Genomic DNA, 18,933 nt, shown 5'->3' with positions numbered 1-18,933 from the left:
TTAATTTATTATTAAGATTCAAACCTAAATTTAAAAAAGCCAGTTGTCCGTTTAGATCCCGATAGGGATGTCACACCAATAATGCCCTAATTGGAACCTAAATCGTGTCTTTAAATTCCACCTCTGCTCATCCAACCACCACCAAATCCCAAGTAGAACAGCACCCTGCTGTTGAACACAGTTTCCCTAAGTCCTCATCCGGTTCGTTTGTCTGCTCAAACCCATTAACCCAAATAGTATTGGCAGGCTTGCTCGTTAGCCTATCTGGGTGTGGTTTCCTTCCTAGAACTCAAGCGGAAGCTCAAACTGGTAATCCTGGCTCACAACAGGGAGGGCAAGTCACGCCAGTCGATGTGGCGATCGCAAAAACTGGAACCCTTCAAGAAGAAACCCAATACACTGGTACCACACGACCCGTGCGGGAAGTCTCCCTCCGTGCCCAAGTAGAAGGGCGATTGCTAAACATGCAAGTTGGTGCAGGTGACTTGGTGAAGCAAGGTCAAATTGTTGCTCAGTTAGACGACTCTTTGTTGATGACATCTGTGAGTCAAGCCCAAGCGGAACTGGGGGCACTGCAATCAGAAGTCGCACGTGCCCAAACTCAGGTAAGCAATGCTCGTGCCTTAGCAGAACAAGCCCGTGTTGAACTCAAGCAAGCTCAAGTAGACGCAGCACGTCGGCAGACTCTTGGGAACCAAGGCGCAATTTCCCAGCAAGAAGCAGAATTGGCACAAACGGCTGCCCAAACCGCTCAACAAACGTTGCAATCTGCCCTCGAACAAATCCGTACAGAACAACAGGCAGTAGAAGCCGCAAAAGGGAGAGTAGCAGCACAACAAGCCGCTGTTGCCCAAGAACGGGAACGTCGTTCCTATGCTCTAATTGCCTCTCCGATCAATGGTGTTGTTTTAGAGCAGATTAGCGAACCCGGAAACCTGATTCAGCCTGGAGGAGAAGTCCTTAAATTGGGTGACTTTAGCCGTGTGAAGGTAGTTGTTCCCGTTTCAGAGTTGGAACTTGCCAACATTCGGGTTGGACAGTCAGTTAGGGTGAGCTTAGATGCCTTTCCTGATAATTCATTTGCTGGAAGCGTCACACGTATTTCTCCTGCGGCTGATCAGGCAGCACGTCAGGTGCCAGTGGAAATTACAATTCCCAACAGTAATGGGCGGATTGGCAGTGGACTTTTAGCACGAGTTAACTTTGCCTCCAGCAAGCAAGAAAGAGTTGTCGTGCCTGAAACCGCGCTGCAAGAAGCGGGACGGGGAAGAGGAGGAGCAACGAAAGCAGAGGGAACAGGGGAAGCAGGAAACAGAGGAAGTAATTCTCAACCGACTGAAGGGACAGTGTTTACTGTTACAGGTACAGGTAGTGAAGCGAAAGTACAGGCGCGGCGTGTGCAAGTTGGCGATCGCGTCAATGGTCAAGTAGAAATTCTCTCTGGTTTGCAGCCAGGAGAGCGCTTTGTTGCCAGCAGTGGTAAGCCTTTAAAAGCTGGTGAAACGGTGCGTCTGAGTATTTTGTCGAGAACCCCCCAACAACAGGAGCAACGGTAATGCAGAATGCTCACAACTCTGGATTTAGTCTCAGTACCATCTCGATCCGCCAACACATAGGCACCCTCGTACTTACCGTAGCGGTAATCGTGCTAGGTATATTCTTCATCTCTCAAATTCAGGTCGATTTGCTACCTTCGATTACCTATCCCCGAATTGGGGTGCGACTGAGTGCGCCTGGAGTTTCACCAGAAGTGGGGGTTGAGGAAATCACAAAACCCCTGGAGGAAGCCTTAAGCGCAACCGAAGGAGTTGTGCAAGTTTATTCCCAAACCCGTGAAGGACAGGTGAGTTTAGACTTGTTCTTCGAGCCGGGAGGCAATATTGACCAGGCACTGAACGATGCGACAGCTGCTTTTAACCGTGCTCAAGGCAACTTACCTGATATTGTCGAACAGCCGCGCTTGTTCAAGGTTGACCCTTCTCAGTTGCCTGTGTATGAATTAGCCTTGCGATCGCCTTCTTTAGAGGATGTCGATTTGCGGGTATTTGCGGATGAAGAACTCAGCCGTGAACTTGGCGTTGTGGCAGGAGTGGCGGCGGTAGATGTCGCTGGTGGTGCCTCTGAAGAAGTGCTGGTTCAAATTGACCCTAATCGCTTACAAGCGCTGGGTATCGGTTTGACGGATGTGTTAGATGCCCTTAGCGATCGCAATCAGGATGTCTCTGGTGGGCGTCTGCGAGGGGAGAATGCGGAACCCCTGACACGGACAGTCGGGCGCTTTCGGAATGCCCAAGAACTCGAAAATCTCTCATTTGAGGTAAGCGGTTTATCTGCCACTACACCTAACTCCGGGGCGGACACGGGGATATCACCCCTACTGCCGACTCCTCAATCAACTCGCCGTGTCTACCTGCGAGACTTTGCCCAAATCATCGATGGCACTGAAGATCAGCGAGTATTTGTTTTCCTGAATGGAGAACCCGCGATTAAAGTCAGTGTTCAGAAGCAGCCAGATGCTAACACGATTGAAGTGGTAGACGGCGTGAAAAAACGCATCGAAGAACTGCGACAGTCGGGTGTGATTCCAGAGGATATGGAATTGGTAGCAACGCTGGATGAGTCGATATTCATCCGCAACTCGATTTCCAATGTGACCAGTTCTGGACTAATTGGTGCAGGACTTGCTGCCGTAGCGGTTCTCCTGTTTTTGGGTTCTTTGCGTCAAACGTTGATTATTGTCCTAGCGATTCCCCTAGCAACGTTAGCGGCAATTATCTTAATGCAGCTATTTGGGTTATCGCTCAATGTCTTTAGTCTAGGAGGCTTGGCATTGGGTGTGGGGATTGTCGTGGACAATGCGATCGTTATGCTAGAAACCATTTCTGATGGTGCTGGTATGACACCCGGAAAAACTAACCGCGTTCGCCTGAGTCAAGGGCAATTAATTAATCAAGCCGTAAGCAGTAGCCAAGAAGTAGAATCAGCGCTAGTTGCTTCTACCACTACTAACTTGGTCGCAGTGTTGCCATTTTTGCTAATTGGTGGCTTTGTCTCACTGCTGTTCAATGAGTTAATTCTTACTATCAGTTTTTCTGTCGCGGCTTCTCTACTGGTAGCGTTGACTATCGTTCCAATGCTTACTTCACGCTTGTTGGCAATACGTTGGTCAAGTCGCGCTAGTGAGTTTTGGCCGTTGCAGCAGTTTAACCTTCGATTTGAGGCGGCAACTCGCAGTTATGGGCGTTTCTTAGGCTTGGTGCTGCGTTATCGGATTATTGTTATTGCGATCGCGTTCATTGTCCTTGGTGGCGGTAGTCTCTTTTTAGCTGGACAAATTCCGCAAGAAATCCTGCCCCGAATTGATACCGGACAAGCGAACCTGAGAGCGCAGTTTCCTCCTGGCACCACCCTGGAAACGAACCGAAAAGTGATGAGTATTGTTGATGACATTCTCCTCCAACAGCCAGAAACTGAGAGTGTTTTTACAACATCAGGTGGCTTTCTCTTCGGTAGTAATACAACAGAAAATGCCCTGCGCGGTTCCAGCACGATTACCCTCAAACCGAATACTGATGTTGAGGAGTTTGTAAAGCAGGTAACTCAGGAGGTGGAAAAGCTAAATTTAGTCAATACTCGCATCCGGGTAAGTCCGGGTGAGGTGCGCGGTATTATCCTCTCCAACTCCCCAGTACGAGGTGCAGAGGTTGACGTTTCTCTCCAGGGGTCCGATGCCGAAACTCTACAAGAAGCAGGGCGTCAAGCACTTCAAGCATTGGATGAGCGGGTTACCTTGGCGCGTTTCCGTCCTGATGCTGATGAACGGCAACCGGAAGTGCAGATTCGTCCCGACTGGGAACGTGTGGCTGAGTTTGGTTTAACAACTCAGGAGATTGGAGACACGATTCAGACGGCAATTGAGGGTTCAGTGGCAACTGAACTGCAACGGGGAGATCGTTTGGTGGATGTGCGAGTGCAGCTCAATCAGGAAGCTGTGCAGCGTGCGGCGCAGTTAAAGCAGTTACCCTTATTTGTAGACAATAATCGCCAAATCCGTCTGGGAGACGTTGCAACGATTGAAGAAGGGCAAGCACCGGGAGAAGTACAGCGGATTAACCAGCGACAGGTTTTCCAGATTGCGGGAAATCTAGCTGAGGGAGCGACGTTGAGTGATGCGATCGCTCAAACTACTGCTGTGTTGGCAGAGTTGGACTTCCCTGAAGGCGTTAGTGTACTCCCTAGTTCCGCCAGTGAGACAAATCGGCAGTTGCAAGAGTCTCTGAAAGTTCTGGGAGGATTAGCGGCGTTCTTGGTTTTCGTGGTGATGGCAGTGCAGTACAACTCGCTGATTGACCCCTTGGTGATTATGCTCACCGTGCCACTCGCCCTTGCTGGAGGAATTTTAGGGCTTTATGTTACCAAAACTGCGATCGGGGCAACTGTACTTGTTGGCGCAGTACTGCTAGTGGGGATTGTTGTGAACAACGCCATCATCATGGTTGAGTTGGCAAACCAAATTTACGAGCGGGAAAGATGCGATCGCACAACCGCAATTTTAGAAGCGGCTCCCCTGCGCCTACGAGCGATTATGATGACCACCATCACCACTGTCTTAGGCTTATTCCCCCTAGCGTTGGGAATTGGAGAAGGTTCAGAGTTTCTGCAACCGTTGGGTGTCGTCGTCTTCTCTGGTTTGTCCCTTGCGACACTTCTCACCCTGTTCATCATTCCCTGCTTCTATACCCTGCTTCACGATTTTCCTGGAGGCAAAAAGCCGCGACGCAAACGTCAGCGACTCACTGTCAAAAAAGAAGTGTTGGAGAAAGTCACTAGTGGCTCACCCCACTAAGGGCAAAGCTGATTTATTCTCGTTAGAGAAAGTTGGGGAGCAGGGGAGTTAGGGGAGCCAGCTAGCTACTCTATTCTCGCCTCCTTGATTGCATCCGTTTCGGGAATTTTTTTGAGGTTGAACTTTCGCCACCCGTTTGAGGCAATAGCCTCAGGACTTACGCAACTGTCACAAGCACGGGTACGGCTACGCCGTGCCTTTTCGCAAAAAACTTGACAAAACGCCTGAAAATATTCGGTCGTTTCAATTGTTGAATTAAATAGTCTGACAAAAGTGCGTATTTGATTTGATAAATAGTTTGACCAGTCTGATAAGCAATATCTTTAAGCTGAGCCAAACTAAAATAGCACAAGCAATATAATTTTACAGCAACGACAGAAAAGCTGATAGTTAATACCCTTCTGCTATGTATTTAAGGTTGGAGAGCCTTGTCCTTCTTTTGGTAGAGGAAATCTATCTTCAAGGTAGATGTAACTAAGTGTAAAGAAGGTCGAGAATTGTGATGCATTAGACAAAGAGAAGAAACATTACATGCAGAGCAATTCACCCACGCTCCCGAAGGCTTTTTCGGAGGCAAAGACTTCACCGACAAGCCAGCCAACAACGACAAACTATGAGGAAGCCGAGCAGCAATTTATAGAACTGCTCGAAATGGAGGAGTTAGATCAAAAAATTGAGGCACAACCCTCGCTTGTAACTAACCTTGAAAAGGCGATCGCAACAGCACTGGATGCTGCCTACGAACAAGAACCCGGTGATGATGCGGCGCACCGCTTTCTTCAACGCATTCTATATCGTATCAACCGACTCAAGCTCTTTTGGTATGACGACTTAAGGCACTATACCAATGAACGCTCAGATTACTTGCGAACCGTGCGTGACCGAATTGAAGCAGTTTGGCAGCCGTGGGAACTCGCGCAACTGGACATGGAAGCACTCCAGCAAGTAAATGTGAAGCAAGCACTAGTTGAGCGTGCGGCGGCTGATCTCAATCCTCCTCTATCAGAGGACAGTCGGTACTTGCAGGAAGAGATGAGTGAAAGAGGCTATCGTCACCTGCTTGCGATCGCGTCTTTTGATGGCTTAGTCGAAGCCAGCCGACTCTCTCGTATCCTCGGTGGTGCCGCCAATGAGGTGCAAGCAACCCTAACACGAGTATTGCTTGAGGAGTATGGAAATGGCCGCCTCGCTCGCAAGCACTCTACCTTCTTCGCCCAGATGCTTGCCGAGTTTGGAATGCACACAGAACCAGAAGCATACTTTGATTTGGTACCTTGGCAGGTGCTAGCAGGTATCAACCACAACTTCCTATTGACCGAGCGCAAGCGCTACTTCCTGCGCTATAATGGAGGATTAGCGTACTTTGAGGTAGCTGGTCCTGCGGCTTACAGGAACTATTTGGCAGCAGCACAACGCTTGGGATTATCAAATGCAGCAATGGGGTACTGGGAATTGCACATTAAGGAAGACGAACGGCATGGTCGTTGGATGATGGATGATGTCGCTTTGCCTCTTGCAGAACAGTATCCCGATCAGGCATGGGAAATCTTGCTTGGATATGACCAAGAAAAGTTAATTGGCGACCGCGCTAGTGCGGCTGTAGTGCGATCGGTACGTCAAGCTGAACAGACTACATTTTGAGGTAACAAACTTAACCAAAATACCTTTAGTCGCTACTAAAATTACGTCCCCTTTTCGGATTTACTCCTTGATCGGGGACGTGAGCCTTTCTTTGCTTGGTCAACCTTATTCTTTAAGCAACTGGAGTTTAGACTAGAAGCGAGCAGAGTGGAGAAATGACACAGTAAGTTACTGGTATCAAAAGTGGTGGATAAGGTAACTGTCAATTGCACAGATATCCTTCGACGGAAGATGAGAGAAGCATCACCAACTCTCAGCTACCGCTATCGAACTTATCGATAAAAAACTTAAAGCTTTTCGTCAAGCTGTCTACAATGACATATGTAGAGCCAAAGACGCAACATTTGAATTAACGGATGCCGTGCCAAGCTTCCTCAATTTAGCACTCGAAGAATTTGGAGAGTGGGACGAAGTTTATGGCATAGGATTTTAGTGCTGAAGCGGTAATTTGTACTACTCTAGCTTGTAATCCACTAGACCTAGTGATCGCATATCTTATCGGTGGACTTTCCTCGCTAACTCAACATCTACTTTTTGCTTAACATTTATACCAGGTTTGTGATAGCGAAGCACTGCTGCCAAGCAGATCACATATCTCAGCGCTTGGGTTGACTCCAGATAGCCAAACGCTGGCTGTTAAGCATAAGGGGCAGCTAATTTTGTTGAAATTAAGTGTAAGTAAGAAATAGATTTGAATTGTTTGCTACGGCAGTATAGGCGTTAGTAAGATCGCTACGAACCTCAAAGCCACTCTCTGAAATTGCTGTGGAAAATGGATTCTATGACCAGAGCCATTTGAACCGAAGCTTTAAACGAGCTTTCGGGATTACTCCAAGGGCAGTATCAGAAGAGCAATTTTATCCAATACAGTTAAGCCTCAGCGCCCATAGCCTTGATTCTATCGACAATCCACTCCTCTACCCGAAATTCTCGGTCTTCGGCACGCGCATGGTATTACTCAAGGACTTCTCTGCCTCTGCGATCATTGCAGGCTTCGTCACTGTATTAGTTGGGTTTACTAGCTCAGCCGTCATTGTTTTCCAAGCCGCCCAAGCCCTTAATGCCTCACCTACCGAAATCGGCTCATGGATGTGTGCATTGGGGCTAGGCATGGGGCTGACGAGCATCATCTTTTCCCTGCGTTACCGGGTTCCGGTCGTAACCGCTTGGTCTACGCCTGGTGCAGCTATGCTAATCACCTCTGCGGCTGGCGTTTCGATGGAAGAAGCCATCGGAGCGTTCCTCATCTCAGCCGCGTTAATTACGCTTTGCGGCTTTACCGGCTGGTTCGAGCGCATGATTAACCGAATTCCGATGTCTATTGCTTCAGGGATGCTGGCTGGCGTTCTGTTGCGGTTCGGGCTTGATGTTTTTGTCGCTATGAAAACGCAGTTTGTGATGACGTTCGCTATGTTCTGCGCCTACTTGATCGCACGTCGCGTATTGCCGCGCTATGCGGTTGTTTCTGCATTGATATTAGGTATGGTTATCGCAGGAATTCAAGGACTACTGCGTATTGATACAGTACGCCTGCAACTGGCAGAGCCTGTTTTGACGCTGCCGGAGTTTTCGGTTGGTGCGCTTGTCGGCGTGGCATTGCCGCTGTTTGTAGTTACGATGGCTTCCCAAAACGTACCTGGGGTTGCTGTAATGCGTGCGTCCGGTTACTCAGTACCTATTTCCCCACTAATTGGCTGGACAGGAGCTGCAACAATGGTGTTGGCTCCATTCGGTGCATTCGCTTTGAATCTTGCTGCCATCACAGCCGCTATTTGCATGGGACGGGAAGCCCATGAAGACCCAGCAAAGCGTTATGTAGCAGCGGTTGCCGCTGGGGTTTTCTACATTGTGATCGGGCTGTTTGGCGCAACGGTGGGTGCAGTGTTCGCGGCGTTCCCCCAGGAGCTTGTGCTTGCGATCGCAGGGCTTGCTCTTTTAGGTACTATTGGCAATGGGCTTGCAGCGGCGCTGACTCACGAGAAAGAGCGCGAACCCGCACTGGTGACGTTTCTTGTGACCGCGTCCGGCGTGACGTTATTTGGTATCGGCTCAGCGTTTTGGGGGCTAGTGGCTGGTGCGTTATCGCTTGCGGTATTGCAGTATGACCGCAGATTTTTTAGGTTGGGTTAAGTTAGCGTAGCCGCTCTGTTATCACTCATAACCCCTTCCCTTAAGTTTTTGGTACAGCAGTAGGCGATCGCTTTTTTTCTTAATTATTTGGTATTGCCATCGTATTGAACTTTGAGGCTATAATGGCACTCATGAAACCGGGATTTCTTCAAATTTAAGGGTAATTTTGAGGAAATCAGCGTCAATATTTGGATTTTTCGTAAACTTAAGGAGAACTTCGTGGAAGCGCTTGCTTACACTAATTCGTATGCTGCTTATGAAGAAGCAGCTGGTATTGAATACAATCTTCCAGAGTTAAAACTGAACTGGAATAAAATTCCTAGTTCCGCTTGGCTAAGTTTAGTATGCATCACTGTATTGTTGAGCAGTTTGCACGTAGCAGATCCAGCAGCAGCTGCCTACGTGAGGACAAACGGTAGATGCCTGAATGCTCGCACAGCTCCTTACGTCGGTGCGCCTGTTCATACCTGCGTTCGCAATGGAGCAGCACTTGCACCGATTGTTGGCTATAGCAACGGGTTCTACAGGCTTTCAACGGGTCGGTACGTCGCTTCCGCTTATGTTGGTAATGCTCCTGGACGCCGTGTCACTTCGGGCGCAGTTGGAGGTCGGACTCGTCCTCGTTACAGTGCAGGGACTAGAGACATTCAATTGGCTTTGCGGGATAATTACGGCATCCCAATTGGAGCTTCTGGCGCTGATGGAATTTATGGTCCTAGCACCCGAAACGCAGTTCGACAATTCCAGCAGAGATATGGTTTACGTGTAGATGGAATCGCCGGGCCCCAAACACGGGCGGCTCTTCTTGGTAGAGGGCGCGTTGGAGCGTAAGTTTTTTAGAGTAAAGTTTACACAAACGCGATCAGCTTCGTTGGTGCCGTTGGCGTTAGCCTAGAACGCTTTCAACAATCATCAAAATAACGATTTTTCGTAGGGACAATTCTCTTGAGGATTGTCCTTACTTATTAATTGACTGATGTTCTAGCTAGAAGAATTCATTTGGCTACGAATCAAAAAGCAGCACATCATAAAGTTATGAATTCAAGGCAACATTTGTAACACTTGTCCTAATCTTTATAGCGACAGCTATAAAGATTAGGACAGATTTAATGGCTAAAACAACCACGTACTAGTAAACTTTTATGCCCTCTGCCCTTTACCTTCTGCCTTTTGCTATAGGTTCTGAAGATGTCTAATTGCAAGCTTGTCGCGCTATTCTCTCGGAATTGTGCAACTCACCATTCGGCATCGTTGTACCGCTCAAATTCGCTCCATCAAGATTGACTCCACTCAAGTTAGCGCCACTCAAATTAGCACCACTCAAGTTAGCATTACTTAGATTCGCGCCAGTCAAATTCGCGCCACTCAAGTCTGCCCAGATTAAAGTTGACTGACTCAAGTCTATTTGACTCAGGTTTGCCCCCTGTAAGTTAACTCCAGGAAGGTAAACTCCACTCAAATTTAAACCTGCAAGAGACACATGAGGAGCTACCAAGTAAGCGCCAGCCTCAACTGGGTCAAACCCTAAGGGAAAAAGAGTTTTTTCGTTATATAAACTTCTTTGCAAGTTGACATTGTTGAAGTTAGCCTCGCTCAAGTCTGCCTCATGCAAGTAAGTTTCGCTGAGATTTGTCTTGTTCAGATTGGCTCCAATCAGGTTTGCTCCTCGCAGATTCGCTCCAACTAAGTTCGCCTCACTGAGGTTAGCTCCATTGAGATCTGCACCTATCAAGCCAGCAATCATCAAAATGGCTCCACTCAAATCTGCGCCAGTCAAACCTGCAAAATTCAGGTTAGCGCCACTCAAGTTAGTCCCTATCAAATCAGCACCGCTTAAGTCTGCCCCTTGTAAATTCGCGGCTTCCAAATCAGCTTGGCGCAAGTCCGCTGTACTGAGCGTCGCACGACTCAAGTTTGCCTGTAACAGGTTAGCACCGCTCAGATTGGCTTGAGTAAAATCGGCTCCGCTCAGGTTGGCGTGCTTGAGGTGAGCAGCACTCAAGTCAGCAAGAAAAAAATCTCTTTCTCCTGCCGCATATTTCCGCAAGAGTTCATCAGGATTCATGGTTTCACCTCTGTTGCTTTTTGCCAAACAACAGTCAAATCGGTATCTACGCTTTATGCCACTACAACCTGATGCACCCTTTATTCTCACCTTCGCAGTGGAGGCAATGGGGAAATCTCGATTTAGATATTCTAAGTTGATTTACGTCTATCAACCAACTTAGTTTTAACAGCCTTGCTCTGAATAGTCACAAAAAAAAGAGGTCGGGTAGACCTCTTTTGATTGTTTTCGCTAATCTGCCTATTTGTTGTGTTTTAGGCAACTTAGCTTAGTAGCGAGGAGGATGCGATGCATTACTTAGATGCTGCCATTTCTTGCTGCAAGCGGCTCTTGGCTTCTTTGAACTGTGTCGCCATTTGCTTCTGCTGTTCGTCGCTGAAGTTGTCGCGGATTTTGGGGAACATATCGTTCTCTTCTTCCTGGACGTGCTTTAGCACAGCACTCATTAGTTGCTGAACTTTGGCTTTGAAGTCATCAATGTTAGAAGGGTTCATGGACTTAATCTCTTCGAGCATTTGCTTCATCTCAGCCTGCTCGTCATACAGCTCTTGGGTGTCTGCATAGTAGCTGCGGATAGCCGGGTAGACGATTTGCTCTTCAGCTTCGGCGTGTGCGCTCAGGTCTTTGTAGATTTGACCGAAGTATTCTTGCAGTTTTTGAGGGTCGTTTGTACCCTGAACTTCCACGAACAGAGTATTAACCTTAGTATGATCCATGCGGATGAGGTCACGAATGCTCATCTCATCATCGCTGCGAGTGACGGCACTACCGACAACACCTGTCAAAGCTGCCATGGCATCTTGAACACGTCCCCACAGTCCTTGGTCTGGCTCTTGCCCAGTCAATTCACGGGTACCAAGAATCTCTAGAATTCCTTTAAGCTGCTCTTGGTGAGCGCGGCTATCGAAGTTAACGGCGTTTAAGGGGGAGATAGCTGCCATTACGTCAGCACCAACAACCTGAGCACACTTGTGAACGAGGACTCCACTCATTGTTTGCTTATGCTTGAGCAATTCAAGCTGAGATGCCTTTTCATAAAGACTAAACTCAGAACTTTCCATCATTTGCTGAGCTTGCTCAACAATCTTCTGTGTTGACTCTTTGGGTTCAGAGTGAACACCATATTGAACGATTACGGTATCGAGAACACCCATGTTCTTCTGATCATCTTGGAGGAAATCCCGTAAGCGCTTCCTAATCTCTTCGTCAGTAATACCTTCGATTAGTTTCTGCTCACTGGAAATGATCAGGTTTTGCATCGCTTTCATGTCGGATAATTTTTGAGCGATCGCAATACGCTTTGTATCATCAAGTGTTGCTACCATGTGTGCTTCTCTCTTTAAGAATCTTTAAGTTTTATCTCTTCTAACTTTGCCATATAAATTTGGGTGGCTCCATCTTTCTCTTGATGGATTCTACTCAAAAATTTTGAAATTTCTAATAATTTTAGACTTAGCAACTGTTGACTTCTTGAGCTTACTTTTTCAGTAGAGTAAGAGGAAAGCAATCTTGTATCAACTTAAAGCTTTAACTAGTCAAAGAAAAAGGAGAGGGCTACCTGACCTCTCCTTTTTCTTGATTAATCTAATGGCTTAATCTGTTTTTTGCCATTTAGATTTATGCTTCTAAAATGGAATATTATTTAGAAGCCGCCATTTGTTGCTGGATCTTGCTCTTAGCTTCTTTGAACTGAGTCGCCATTTGCTTCTCTTGCTCGTGGCTGCAGTTATTACCGATAGCGGTAAACATCGTGCTTTCTTCTTGACGAATGTGATCGCCAACCACATCCATCAGCTTCTTCACTCTTGATTTGAAGTCATCCATGTTAGATGGGTTCAATGACTCAATCTCTTTTAGCATCTGCTTCATTTGAGCTTGCTCATCGTATAGCTCCTGAGTATCGCCTTGACCGTAGAAAGGACGTACTGCTGGATAGACAACTTGCTCTTCAGCTTCAGCGTGTGCGCTTAGATCTTTGTAGAGTTGACCAAAGTACTCTTGGATTTTTTGAGGGTCGTTAGATTGAGCAATTTCTGTGAACAAGGTATTGGTCTTAGCATGATCCATGCGGATGAGGTCACGGATGCTCATCTCATCATCACTGCGAGTGACAGCACTACCAACTACACCCGACAAAGCTGCCATAGCATCCTGAACACGTCCCCACAGTCCTTGGTCTGGCTCTTGTCCAGTCAGTTCACGAGTACCGAGAATTTCGAGGATACCTTTGAATTGTTCTTGGTGAGCGCGGCTATCAAAGTTAACAGCATTTAACGGGGAGATAGCTGCCATTACATCAGCGCCGACAACCTGGGCACACTTATGGACGAGTAGCCCACTCATCGTTTGCTTGTGCTTGAGCAATTCAATCTGAGCTGCCTTTTCATAAAGACTAAACTCAGAACTTTCCATCATTTGCTGAGCTTGCTCAACCAGCTTCTGTGCTGACTCTTTAGGTTCTGCTTGAACACCGTATTGAACGATTACGGTATCAAGAACACCCATGTTCTTCTGGTCATCTTGGATGAAGTCCTGTAGGCGCTTTCTAATCTCTTCGTCAGTGATGCTTCCAATTAGTTTCTGCTCACTAGAAATGATTAGGTTTTGGATCGCTTTCATGTCAGATAATTTTTGAGCGATCGCAAGACGTTTTGTATCATCAAGTGTTACTACCATGTGTACTGCTCTCTTAAGGATATTTTGTATTTCAACTCTTCCCACTTTGCCAGAGGGATCGAGTTACTCCATCCTTCTGTTGATGGATTCATCTCGAAGCTGCTGAAATTTCCCCTAATCCTAGACTTGACTACTGTTTACTTTTTTTAGCTTTAATGTTGTTCCAGCTTTAGTTTAACTCTCTAGATAGATGAGATTTTTTGTTTATTGATTAGCTATATAAAAATTGATTGTTTGAACTATATTAACTACAGAAGTATCTCTTTTAACTTTGCCTCTAAAGAAAGGATTATTGATTATAGTATATTGGCAGCGTTCTTGAGATTAAGTGACAGCTAAGTCATCTACAACTTCCTAAGAACTAACTATCAAAAACTATGGCTTAAGAGACGACATAGAACCCTAGAGCGCTAGTCGTCAAGTAGTACATAACGCTGCACTCAGCGAGAGTGGCAGCACCGCCGGAGATGACTTTGTGATGCAAGAACAGAATGCAGGAATGGGAGAACAGGCACTGAACAAGGCAGCAGAGCTAGCAGTATCTAGCAAGCTAAATAGTGCTGAAACTATAGACATCAAGATTAACAGTGAAGTCCTACAGCTAATTCAGGGAGAACTGAATTCACTGACGTTGCAGGGGGAAGGCTTAGTAACGCCTCAAGACTTGCGTATCGGGGAATTAGACCTAAAAATTGGCAAGATTGCGGTTAATCTCCTTAGCGCGGCATTAGGCAAAATTGAACTAACCGAGCCGACAAATGCTTCAGTTCGTTTGGTTTTCACGACAGCAGATGTCAACCTTGCTTTGAACTCTGAGTATGTACGCAATCAGGTACGCAAAATAGAAATTCCAACCAAGAATCAAGCCATGATGATTGACTTGCAACATGCAGAGTGCAAGTTACCAGGTAATAACAAATTCGTCATGAAGGCAGAGTTTTTGGTACATCTGGCAGATAAAGTTCAATCGGCTGCGCTTGAGGTAGTACTCAGGATTGCTGAGGGTGGGCAGTACATCGCCTTTGAGCAGGGTTACTACTTTGAAGGGAAAGACTTACCACTAGAACTGACAGCCGCTTTGTTGATGATGATTAGTAAACTCGTGAATCTGCGTGATTTTCAATATGAGGATATAGCACTGCACCTGAAGCAAGTGGATGTAGAAATAGACAAGATTACATTGTGGCTTAATGCTCTCATTAGTCAGATTCCTTCATAATGCATAGTAACATTGTGGGCTTGCTTATACCATCAGACAGATTAACTTGAAAAAGCGATCGCCTAAATTGTGTTATGTCAGGAATACATAACAGGAAAGCAGTCGTGGCATTAGGCGAACCAAATATTGGGGAACAGGCTCTTAGTAAAGCCGCAGAAGTTGGACTATCAACGCAACTTGACGAAGTGGAAAATCTGGAAGTTGATATTCGGACTGACCCCGGCAAGATGCTTCAAGGAGAATTAGAGTCAGTCGAGATTAAAGGTGAAGGTCTAGTAATGCAGAAAGACCTTCGCGCTGAGGAATTGGAAGTCAAAACAGGTAGCATTGCGATTAATCCCCTGAGTGCCGCTTTTGGGAAAATTGAACTAACCCGTCCAACAGACGCTGAAGCTCACGTTGTTCTAACTGAACAAGATATGGAGCGTGCGTTTAACTCTGAGTACATCCATGACAAGCTTCAAAACCTGGATGTCAATGTCAATGGTCAACCGATGACCATCAATACTCAGCAAGTACAGTTCAGTCTTCCCGGTGAAGGAAAGATTGGTCTCAAAGCAGAAATCCTTGTGAAAGAAACAGGTGAAACGAAGCAGGTTGCCTTCACTACCGTACCTCGTCTAAGTCCTGGAGGAGAAAAAATATCACTTGAAGACGTTCAGTATGCTGAAGGGCAAGAGTTATCCCCAGATTTGACGGCTGCCTTGTTGGACAGAGCCAACGAACTACTCGATTTACGCAACTTTGAACTAGAAGGGATGTCACTTCGCCTGAAAGGGTTTGATATACAAACAGGCAGGTTGACGCTTCAATCTCAAGCTCGTGTTGAGAAATTCCCTGAGTCCTAGGTTGAAAATAAGGCAGAAGGCAGTGGTTCGACAAGCTCACCAACCAGGCAGAGGGCAGAAGGAATCAACATTTTCAACCAAGCCCTTTGTGAGCTTTCGTCTTATGGTGCCTAGCTTGAAAATAGGTCAGGATTTATGCAGAACCTCTACCTGTAGGGTGGGCACTGCCCACCTTACTACTATGAATATTGTTTAAACGAGTAATTTGCGTAAGTCCTAAAGGTGTTAGCTGGTAGGGGAGAGGGATAAATCCCTCTCCCCTTGCTTGAATTAGGTAACAATAGTTACTTGCCCAGTAGCCAGATCGTAACGACCACCAACAATTTTTAGTTTGCTTTCCCGAATCAGGCTAGCTAAGATTGTTGAGCTTTCTGCTAACTGTGCAGCTTGATACTGTACGTTAGCAGTGACTGCATTTTCTTCAAGATCGCCAGTTTTAAATCTAACTCTTTCTACAGCGGGTTTGATTTCTTCAACGAAAACGCCTATTCTTCCGGGGAGTGGGTCACCTGCAACCGCAGCCGACACAGCACCGCAGCCACTGTGTCCTAGAACGACGATTAGCTGAGAACCCAATACAGCTGTGGAGAATTCCAAGCTGCCAATTGCTGTTTGACTAGCAACATTACCAGCTACACGAACAACAAATAAATCGCCAAGTCCTTGATCAAAGAGAATTTCCACCGGAACTCTTGAATCCGCACAACCGAGGATACAGGCAAACGGATATTGAGCAACAGCAGTTTCTTGTAATCGCAAGCGGGATTGATTTGGGTTTTGGCGCTTTCCCTCAACGAAGCGATTGTTTCCTTCCATCAACCGTTTCATCGCTTCATCCGGGCTAACAGATGGAGGTTCTTGTTGAGGAGTACTAGCAGGTTGTTGAGCAACAGCTTGTTGTGCATCCCACAGGAAACTACTACCAGCAGCACTAGCTGCTATTCCAACACCCCCCACACCTAAAAACTTCATGAAATTACGACGCCCGACAAACCCATTAATCCGGCTCATCAATCTTCCTCAAATAACAAGTGCTTAACTGAACAGACTTTCATCAATGAGAGGAATATACCATTATGAGAGGATGTTATATAAATATTAAGAGTTATGAGAGTAGGATTGTCTAGATGAGGCTGGGTCTTTTAGATGGGAATTGATAGGTTTTAGACAATTGGGAGCGAGTTTTTTTATCATCACTCCTAAAAAGCGATCGCTCTTCTATCAGGAGACAATAGAAAGAGATCGCCGAGTTGCTTAGGCTACATGAGCTATTGCCTCAATCCCGATTGCCACAGAGCCAGCCGTAACCCAGTTGGGGAAAACTTTTGCCAGAATTGTGGCTCTAGGTTGCTTCTGCAAAATCGTTATCGCCCCCTCAAACTCATCGGACAAGGTGGTTTTGGCAGAACCTTCTTAGCTGTCGATGAAGACGAACCCTCAAAACCCTACTGCGTCATCAAGCAGTTTTTTCCGCAAGCTCAAGGTATCGCTAATACTCAAAAAGCAGCAGAACTGTTTGAGCAGGAAGCAGTGCGCTTGGAGATGTTAGGGAAACACCCGCAAATTCCCCAATTTTTAGCGCATTTTGAGCAAGATAACCACCAATATTTAGTGCAGGAGTCTATTGATGGGCAAAACTTAGCCCAAGCCTTGCAAGCAGAAGGCGCTTTCAGTGAAAAACAGATTCGAGATTTACTCAACAGTTTGCTCCCTGTTATTGAATTCATCCATGCTCATAACGTCATTCATCGGGATATCAAGCCAGAAAACATCATTTGTCGCAGCGATGGACAACTGGCTCTGGTTGATTTTGGAGCAGCTAAATATGCCACAGGAACGGCTCTCGTCAGAACAGGAACCGTAATCGGATCGGCTGGGTATGCAGCGCCAGAACAGGCTGGCGGCAAAGCGGCTTTCTCTAGTGACTTGTACAGTTTAGGGGTTACCTGCCTCCATTTACTGACTCAAGCTGAACCCTTTGACCTTTATTCGTTTAGCGAAGCGACCTGGGTATGGCAGGATTATTTGACCCATCCCATCAGCCGTCGCTTACGTCAAGTGCTGGACAAGATGGTCAAGATGGCAACGAGTCAGCGCTATCAATCAGCCTCAGAGGTTCTACACGCCCTGAATTCTCCACCGAACCCAGGAACGAGAACACCAAGATTTACCGCTAAGTCTGCTGTCCAGTCATCACAAGCAGCATCCCCTAGGGTTACGCCTACATCAACGTCGCCGATGTCGAACTGGAGATGCGTTTATAGTCTTGAGCGTCATGCTGGCTCGATTCGCTCCCTTGCAATTAGCCCGGATGGTCAACTACTTGTCAGTGGCAGCGATGACAAGACGATTAAGCTATGGCATCTCGTGACAGGGGAAGAACTTTTCACGCTTAAGGCTCATACGAAAGCCGTTTATTCTGTTGCGATTAGTGCCGATGGAGAGATTCTTGCCAGTGGCAGTGATGACAAGACTATCAAAATCTGGCAACTAAAGACGGGACGCCAACTCGGTACGATTACTCTTGGTAATTGGTTATCTGGGGATTCTGGCTGTGTTTATTCTGTCGCCATCAGTCCGAATCGAGAGGTTCTTGCTAGCCTCAGCAGTGGCGGAACAATCAAGCTGTGGAATCTGAACACAGGGCGAGAAATTCGGACAATCAAAGCTCGTAACAGTTGGGTTCAGGCTGTTGCTATTAGTCCCGATGGGCAAATTGTTGCGAGTGGCAGTGATGACGGTACGATCCTGTTGTGGAGTCTGAGGACGGGAAAACTATTACACACCTTCAAAGGGCATAGCAGTTGGATTCAGTCTGTTGCCTTTAGCCCAGATGGGCAGAGACTTGCCAGTGGTGGCGAGGATGCAACGATTAAGCTATGGGATTTAAGGATTAGGCGAGAACTTGGCACTTTTAAAGGTCACACTCAATCAGTTTATGCTCTTGCCTTTAGTCCTGTTCGCTCTGTGCGAGGTGTCGGAGGCGATCGCACAAAGACACCTCTTCAGGAACTAGCCTTCTCTAAAGGCGATCGCACAACCGAGGCAATTCTGTTTATGTTAGGCGATCAATTCCAAAGGAAACAAGGATTAGGAGTTGGCAAGATGCTGGCTAGTAGCAGCGATGACAGGACGATTAGGTTGTGGGATCTGAATACGGGGCAAGAATTTTGTACCCTCAGAGGGCATCCCAGTTGGATTCATGCCGTCGCCTTTACCCCTGATGGGCAGACTTTAGTGAGTGGCTGTGGTGACAGCATTATCAATATTTGGCAGTGTGATTGAAGGGTATCTAAGGGGGCAAAAATCGACTTTTGTAAGAGGTCTAATGAAAGCCTAATTCCTTCATTCCCCGTTCCCCACTGTCAAGAGATTTCAGGAAAACAAAAAAGCTGATGGCTGATGGCTGACCGCTAACTGCTATAAACTTAATGCCTTATGCCATGAGGCAGATACAACTAGCCAATCACTGCCGCTAGAGTACTCCTTATGAAGGCAGCAGGAGATT

General features: G+C 46.7%; 13 protein-coding genes and 1 pseudogene. 10 read left to right on the top strand and 4 right to left on the bottom strand.

What is annotated here, in order from left to right; genetic code table 11:
- Positions 1–104 precede the first annotated feature (104 nt).
- The 6 genes and pseudogenes from H6F98_RS28040 to H6F98_RS34245 all read left to right on the top strand — a co-directional run bounded on the left by H6F98_RS28040 (position 105) and on the right by H6F98_RS34245 (position 9,448).
- Entirely contained in the window at positions 105–1,556 is a 1,452-nt protein-coding gene (locus tag H6F98_RS28040; protein ID WP_313929958.1) for an efflux RND transporter periplasmic adaptor subunit, read from the top strand.
- Positions 1,556–4,846: an efflux RND transporter permease subunit gene (locus tag H6F98_RS28035; RefSeq protein WP_192222009.1), complete on the top strand. Its 3,291-nt coding sequence runs from the start codon at positions 1,556–1,558 to the stop codon at positions 4,844–4,846. The genes H6F98_RS28040 and H6F98_RS28035 overlap by 1 nt, the downstream gene beginning before the upstream one ends.
- A 531-nt stretch (positions 4,847–5,377) precedes the next feature.
- Positions 5,378–6,487 (top strand): iron-containing redox enzyme family protein, encoded by a 1,110-nt coding sequence (locus H6F98_RS28030; RefSeq protein WP_192222008.1) that lies wholly within the window; start codon positions 5,378–5,380, stop codon positions 6,485–6,487.
- Between the two features lie 738 nt (positions 6,488–7,225).
- Positions 7,226–7,318, top strand: a pseudogene (locus H6F98_RS34250) (helix-turn-helix domain-containing protein); the annotation flags it as partial.
- A 117-nt stretch (positions 7,319–7,435) separates the two neighbouring features.
- Entirely contained in the window at positions 7,436–8,617 is a 1,182-nt protein-coding gene (locus H6F98_RS28025; RefSeq protein ID WP_199349026.1) for a benzoate/H(+) symporter BenE family transporter, read from the top strand.
- 219 nt (positions 8,618–8,836) lie between these two features.
- Complete coding sequence (locus H6F98_RS34245; RefSeq protein ID WP_192222006.1) at positions 8,837–9,448, top strand: peptidoglycan-binding protein; 612 nt, start codon at positions 8,837–8,839, stop codon at positions 9,446–9,448.
- Positions 9,449–9,809: 361 nt separating this feature from the next.
- Here the strand turns inward: H6F98_RS34245 and H6F98_RS28015 are convergent, their stop codons facing one another.
- On the bottom strand, positions 9,810–10,682 hold the full coding sequence (locus H6F98_RS28015; RefSeq protein WP_192222005.1) for a pentapeptide repeat-containing protein: 873 nt from the start codon (positions 10,680–10,682) through the stop codon (positions 9,810–9,812).
- Here H6F98_RS28015 and H6F98_RS33155 point away from each other — a divergent pair.
- Entirely contained in the window at positions 10,681–10,845 is a 165-nt protein-coding gene (locus tag H6F98_RS33155; protein ID WP_206759683.1) for a hypothetical protein, read from the top strand. The genes H6F98_RS28015 and H6F98_RS33155 overlap by 2 nt on opposite strands.
- Before the next feature lie 130 nt (positions 10,846–10,975).
- Here H6F98_RS33155 and H6F98_RS28010 read toward each other — a convergent pair whose 3' ends face one another.
- Positions 10,976–12,007 (bottom strand): hemerythrin domain-containing protein, encoded by a 1,032-nt coding sequence (locus H6F98_RS28010; protein WP_192222004.1) that lies wholly within the window; start codon positions 12,005–12,007, stop codon positions 10,976–10,978.
- A gap of 313 nt (positions 12,008–12,320) precedes the next feature.
- Positions 12,321–13,358: a hemerythrin domain-containing protein gene (locus H6F98_RS28005; RefSeq protein WP_192222003.1), complete on the bottom strand. Its 1,038-nt coding sequence runs from the start codon at positions 13,356–13,358 to the stop codon at positions 12,321–12,323.
- A 478-nt stretch (positions 13,359–13,836) separates the two neighbouring features.
- Between H6F98_RS28005 and H6F98_RS28000 the strand changes: the two genes are divergently transcribed.
- Together H6F98_RS28000 and H6F98_RS27995 are read left to right on the top strand one after the other, a co-directional pair.
- Positions 13,837–14,577: a DUF2993 domain-containing protein gene (locus H6F98_RS28000; protein WP_192222002.1), complete on the top strand. Its 741-nt coding sequence runs from the start codon at positions 13,837–13,839 to the stop codon at positions 14,575–14,577.
- Between the two features lie 104 nt (positions 14,578–14,681).
- The gene (locus H6F98_RS27995) at positions 14,682–15,425 is read left to right on the top strand and encodes a DUF2993 domain-containing protein (RefSeq protein WP_313929957.1); all 744 of its coding nucleotides are present in this window, start codon (positions 14,682–14,684) and stop codon (positions 15,423–15,425) included.
- 270 nt (positions 15,426–15,695) lie between these two features.
- Here the strand turns inward: H6F98_RS27995 and H6F98_RS27990 are convergent, their stop codons facing one another.
- On the bottom strand, positions 15,696–16,436 hold the full coding sequence (locus H6F98_RS27990; protein ID WP_192222000.1) for a carbonic anhydrase: 741 nt from the start codon (positions 16,434–16,436) through the stop codon (positions 15,696–15,698).
- A gap of 252 nt (positions 16,437–16,688) precedes the next feature.
- Here H6F98_RS27990 and H6F98_RS27985 point away from each other — a divergent pair, with 252 nt between their 5' ends.
- Positions 16,689–18,710 carry a serine/threonine-protein kinase gene (locus tag H6F98_RS27985; RefSeq protein ID WP_192221999.1) on the top strand — a complete coding sequence of 674 codons (2,022 nt, stop codon included), beginning with the start codon at positions 16,689–16,691 and terminating at the stop codon, positions 18,708–18,710.
- The last annotated feature ends 223 nt before the right edge of the window (positions 18,711–18,933 follow it).

Source organism: Microcoleus sp. FACHB-SPT15 (assembly GCF_014849525.1).
Lineage (GTDB): Bacteria > Cyanobacteriota > Cyanobacteriia > Cyanobacteriales > Coleofasciculaceae > Symplocastrum > Symplocastrum torsivum.
Note: the sequence above shows the minus strand (reverse complement) of the source record. Positions and strands in the feature narration are given on the sequence as shown.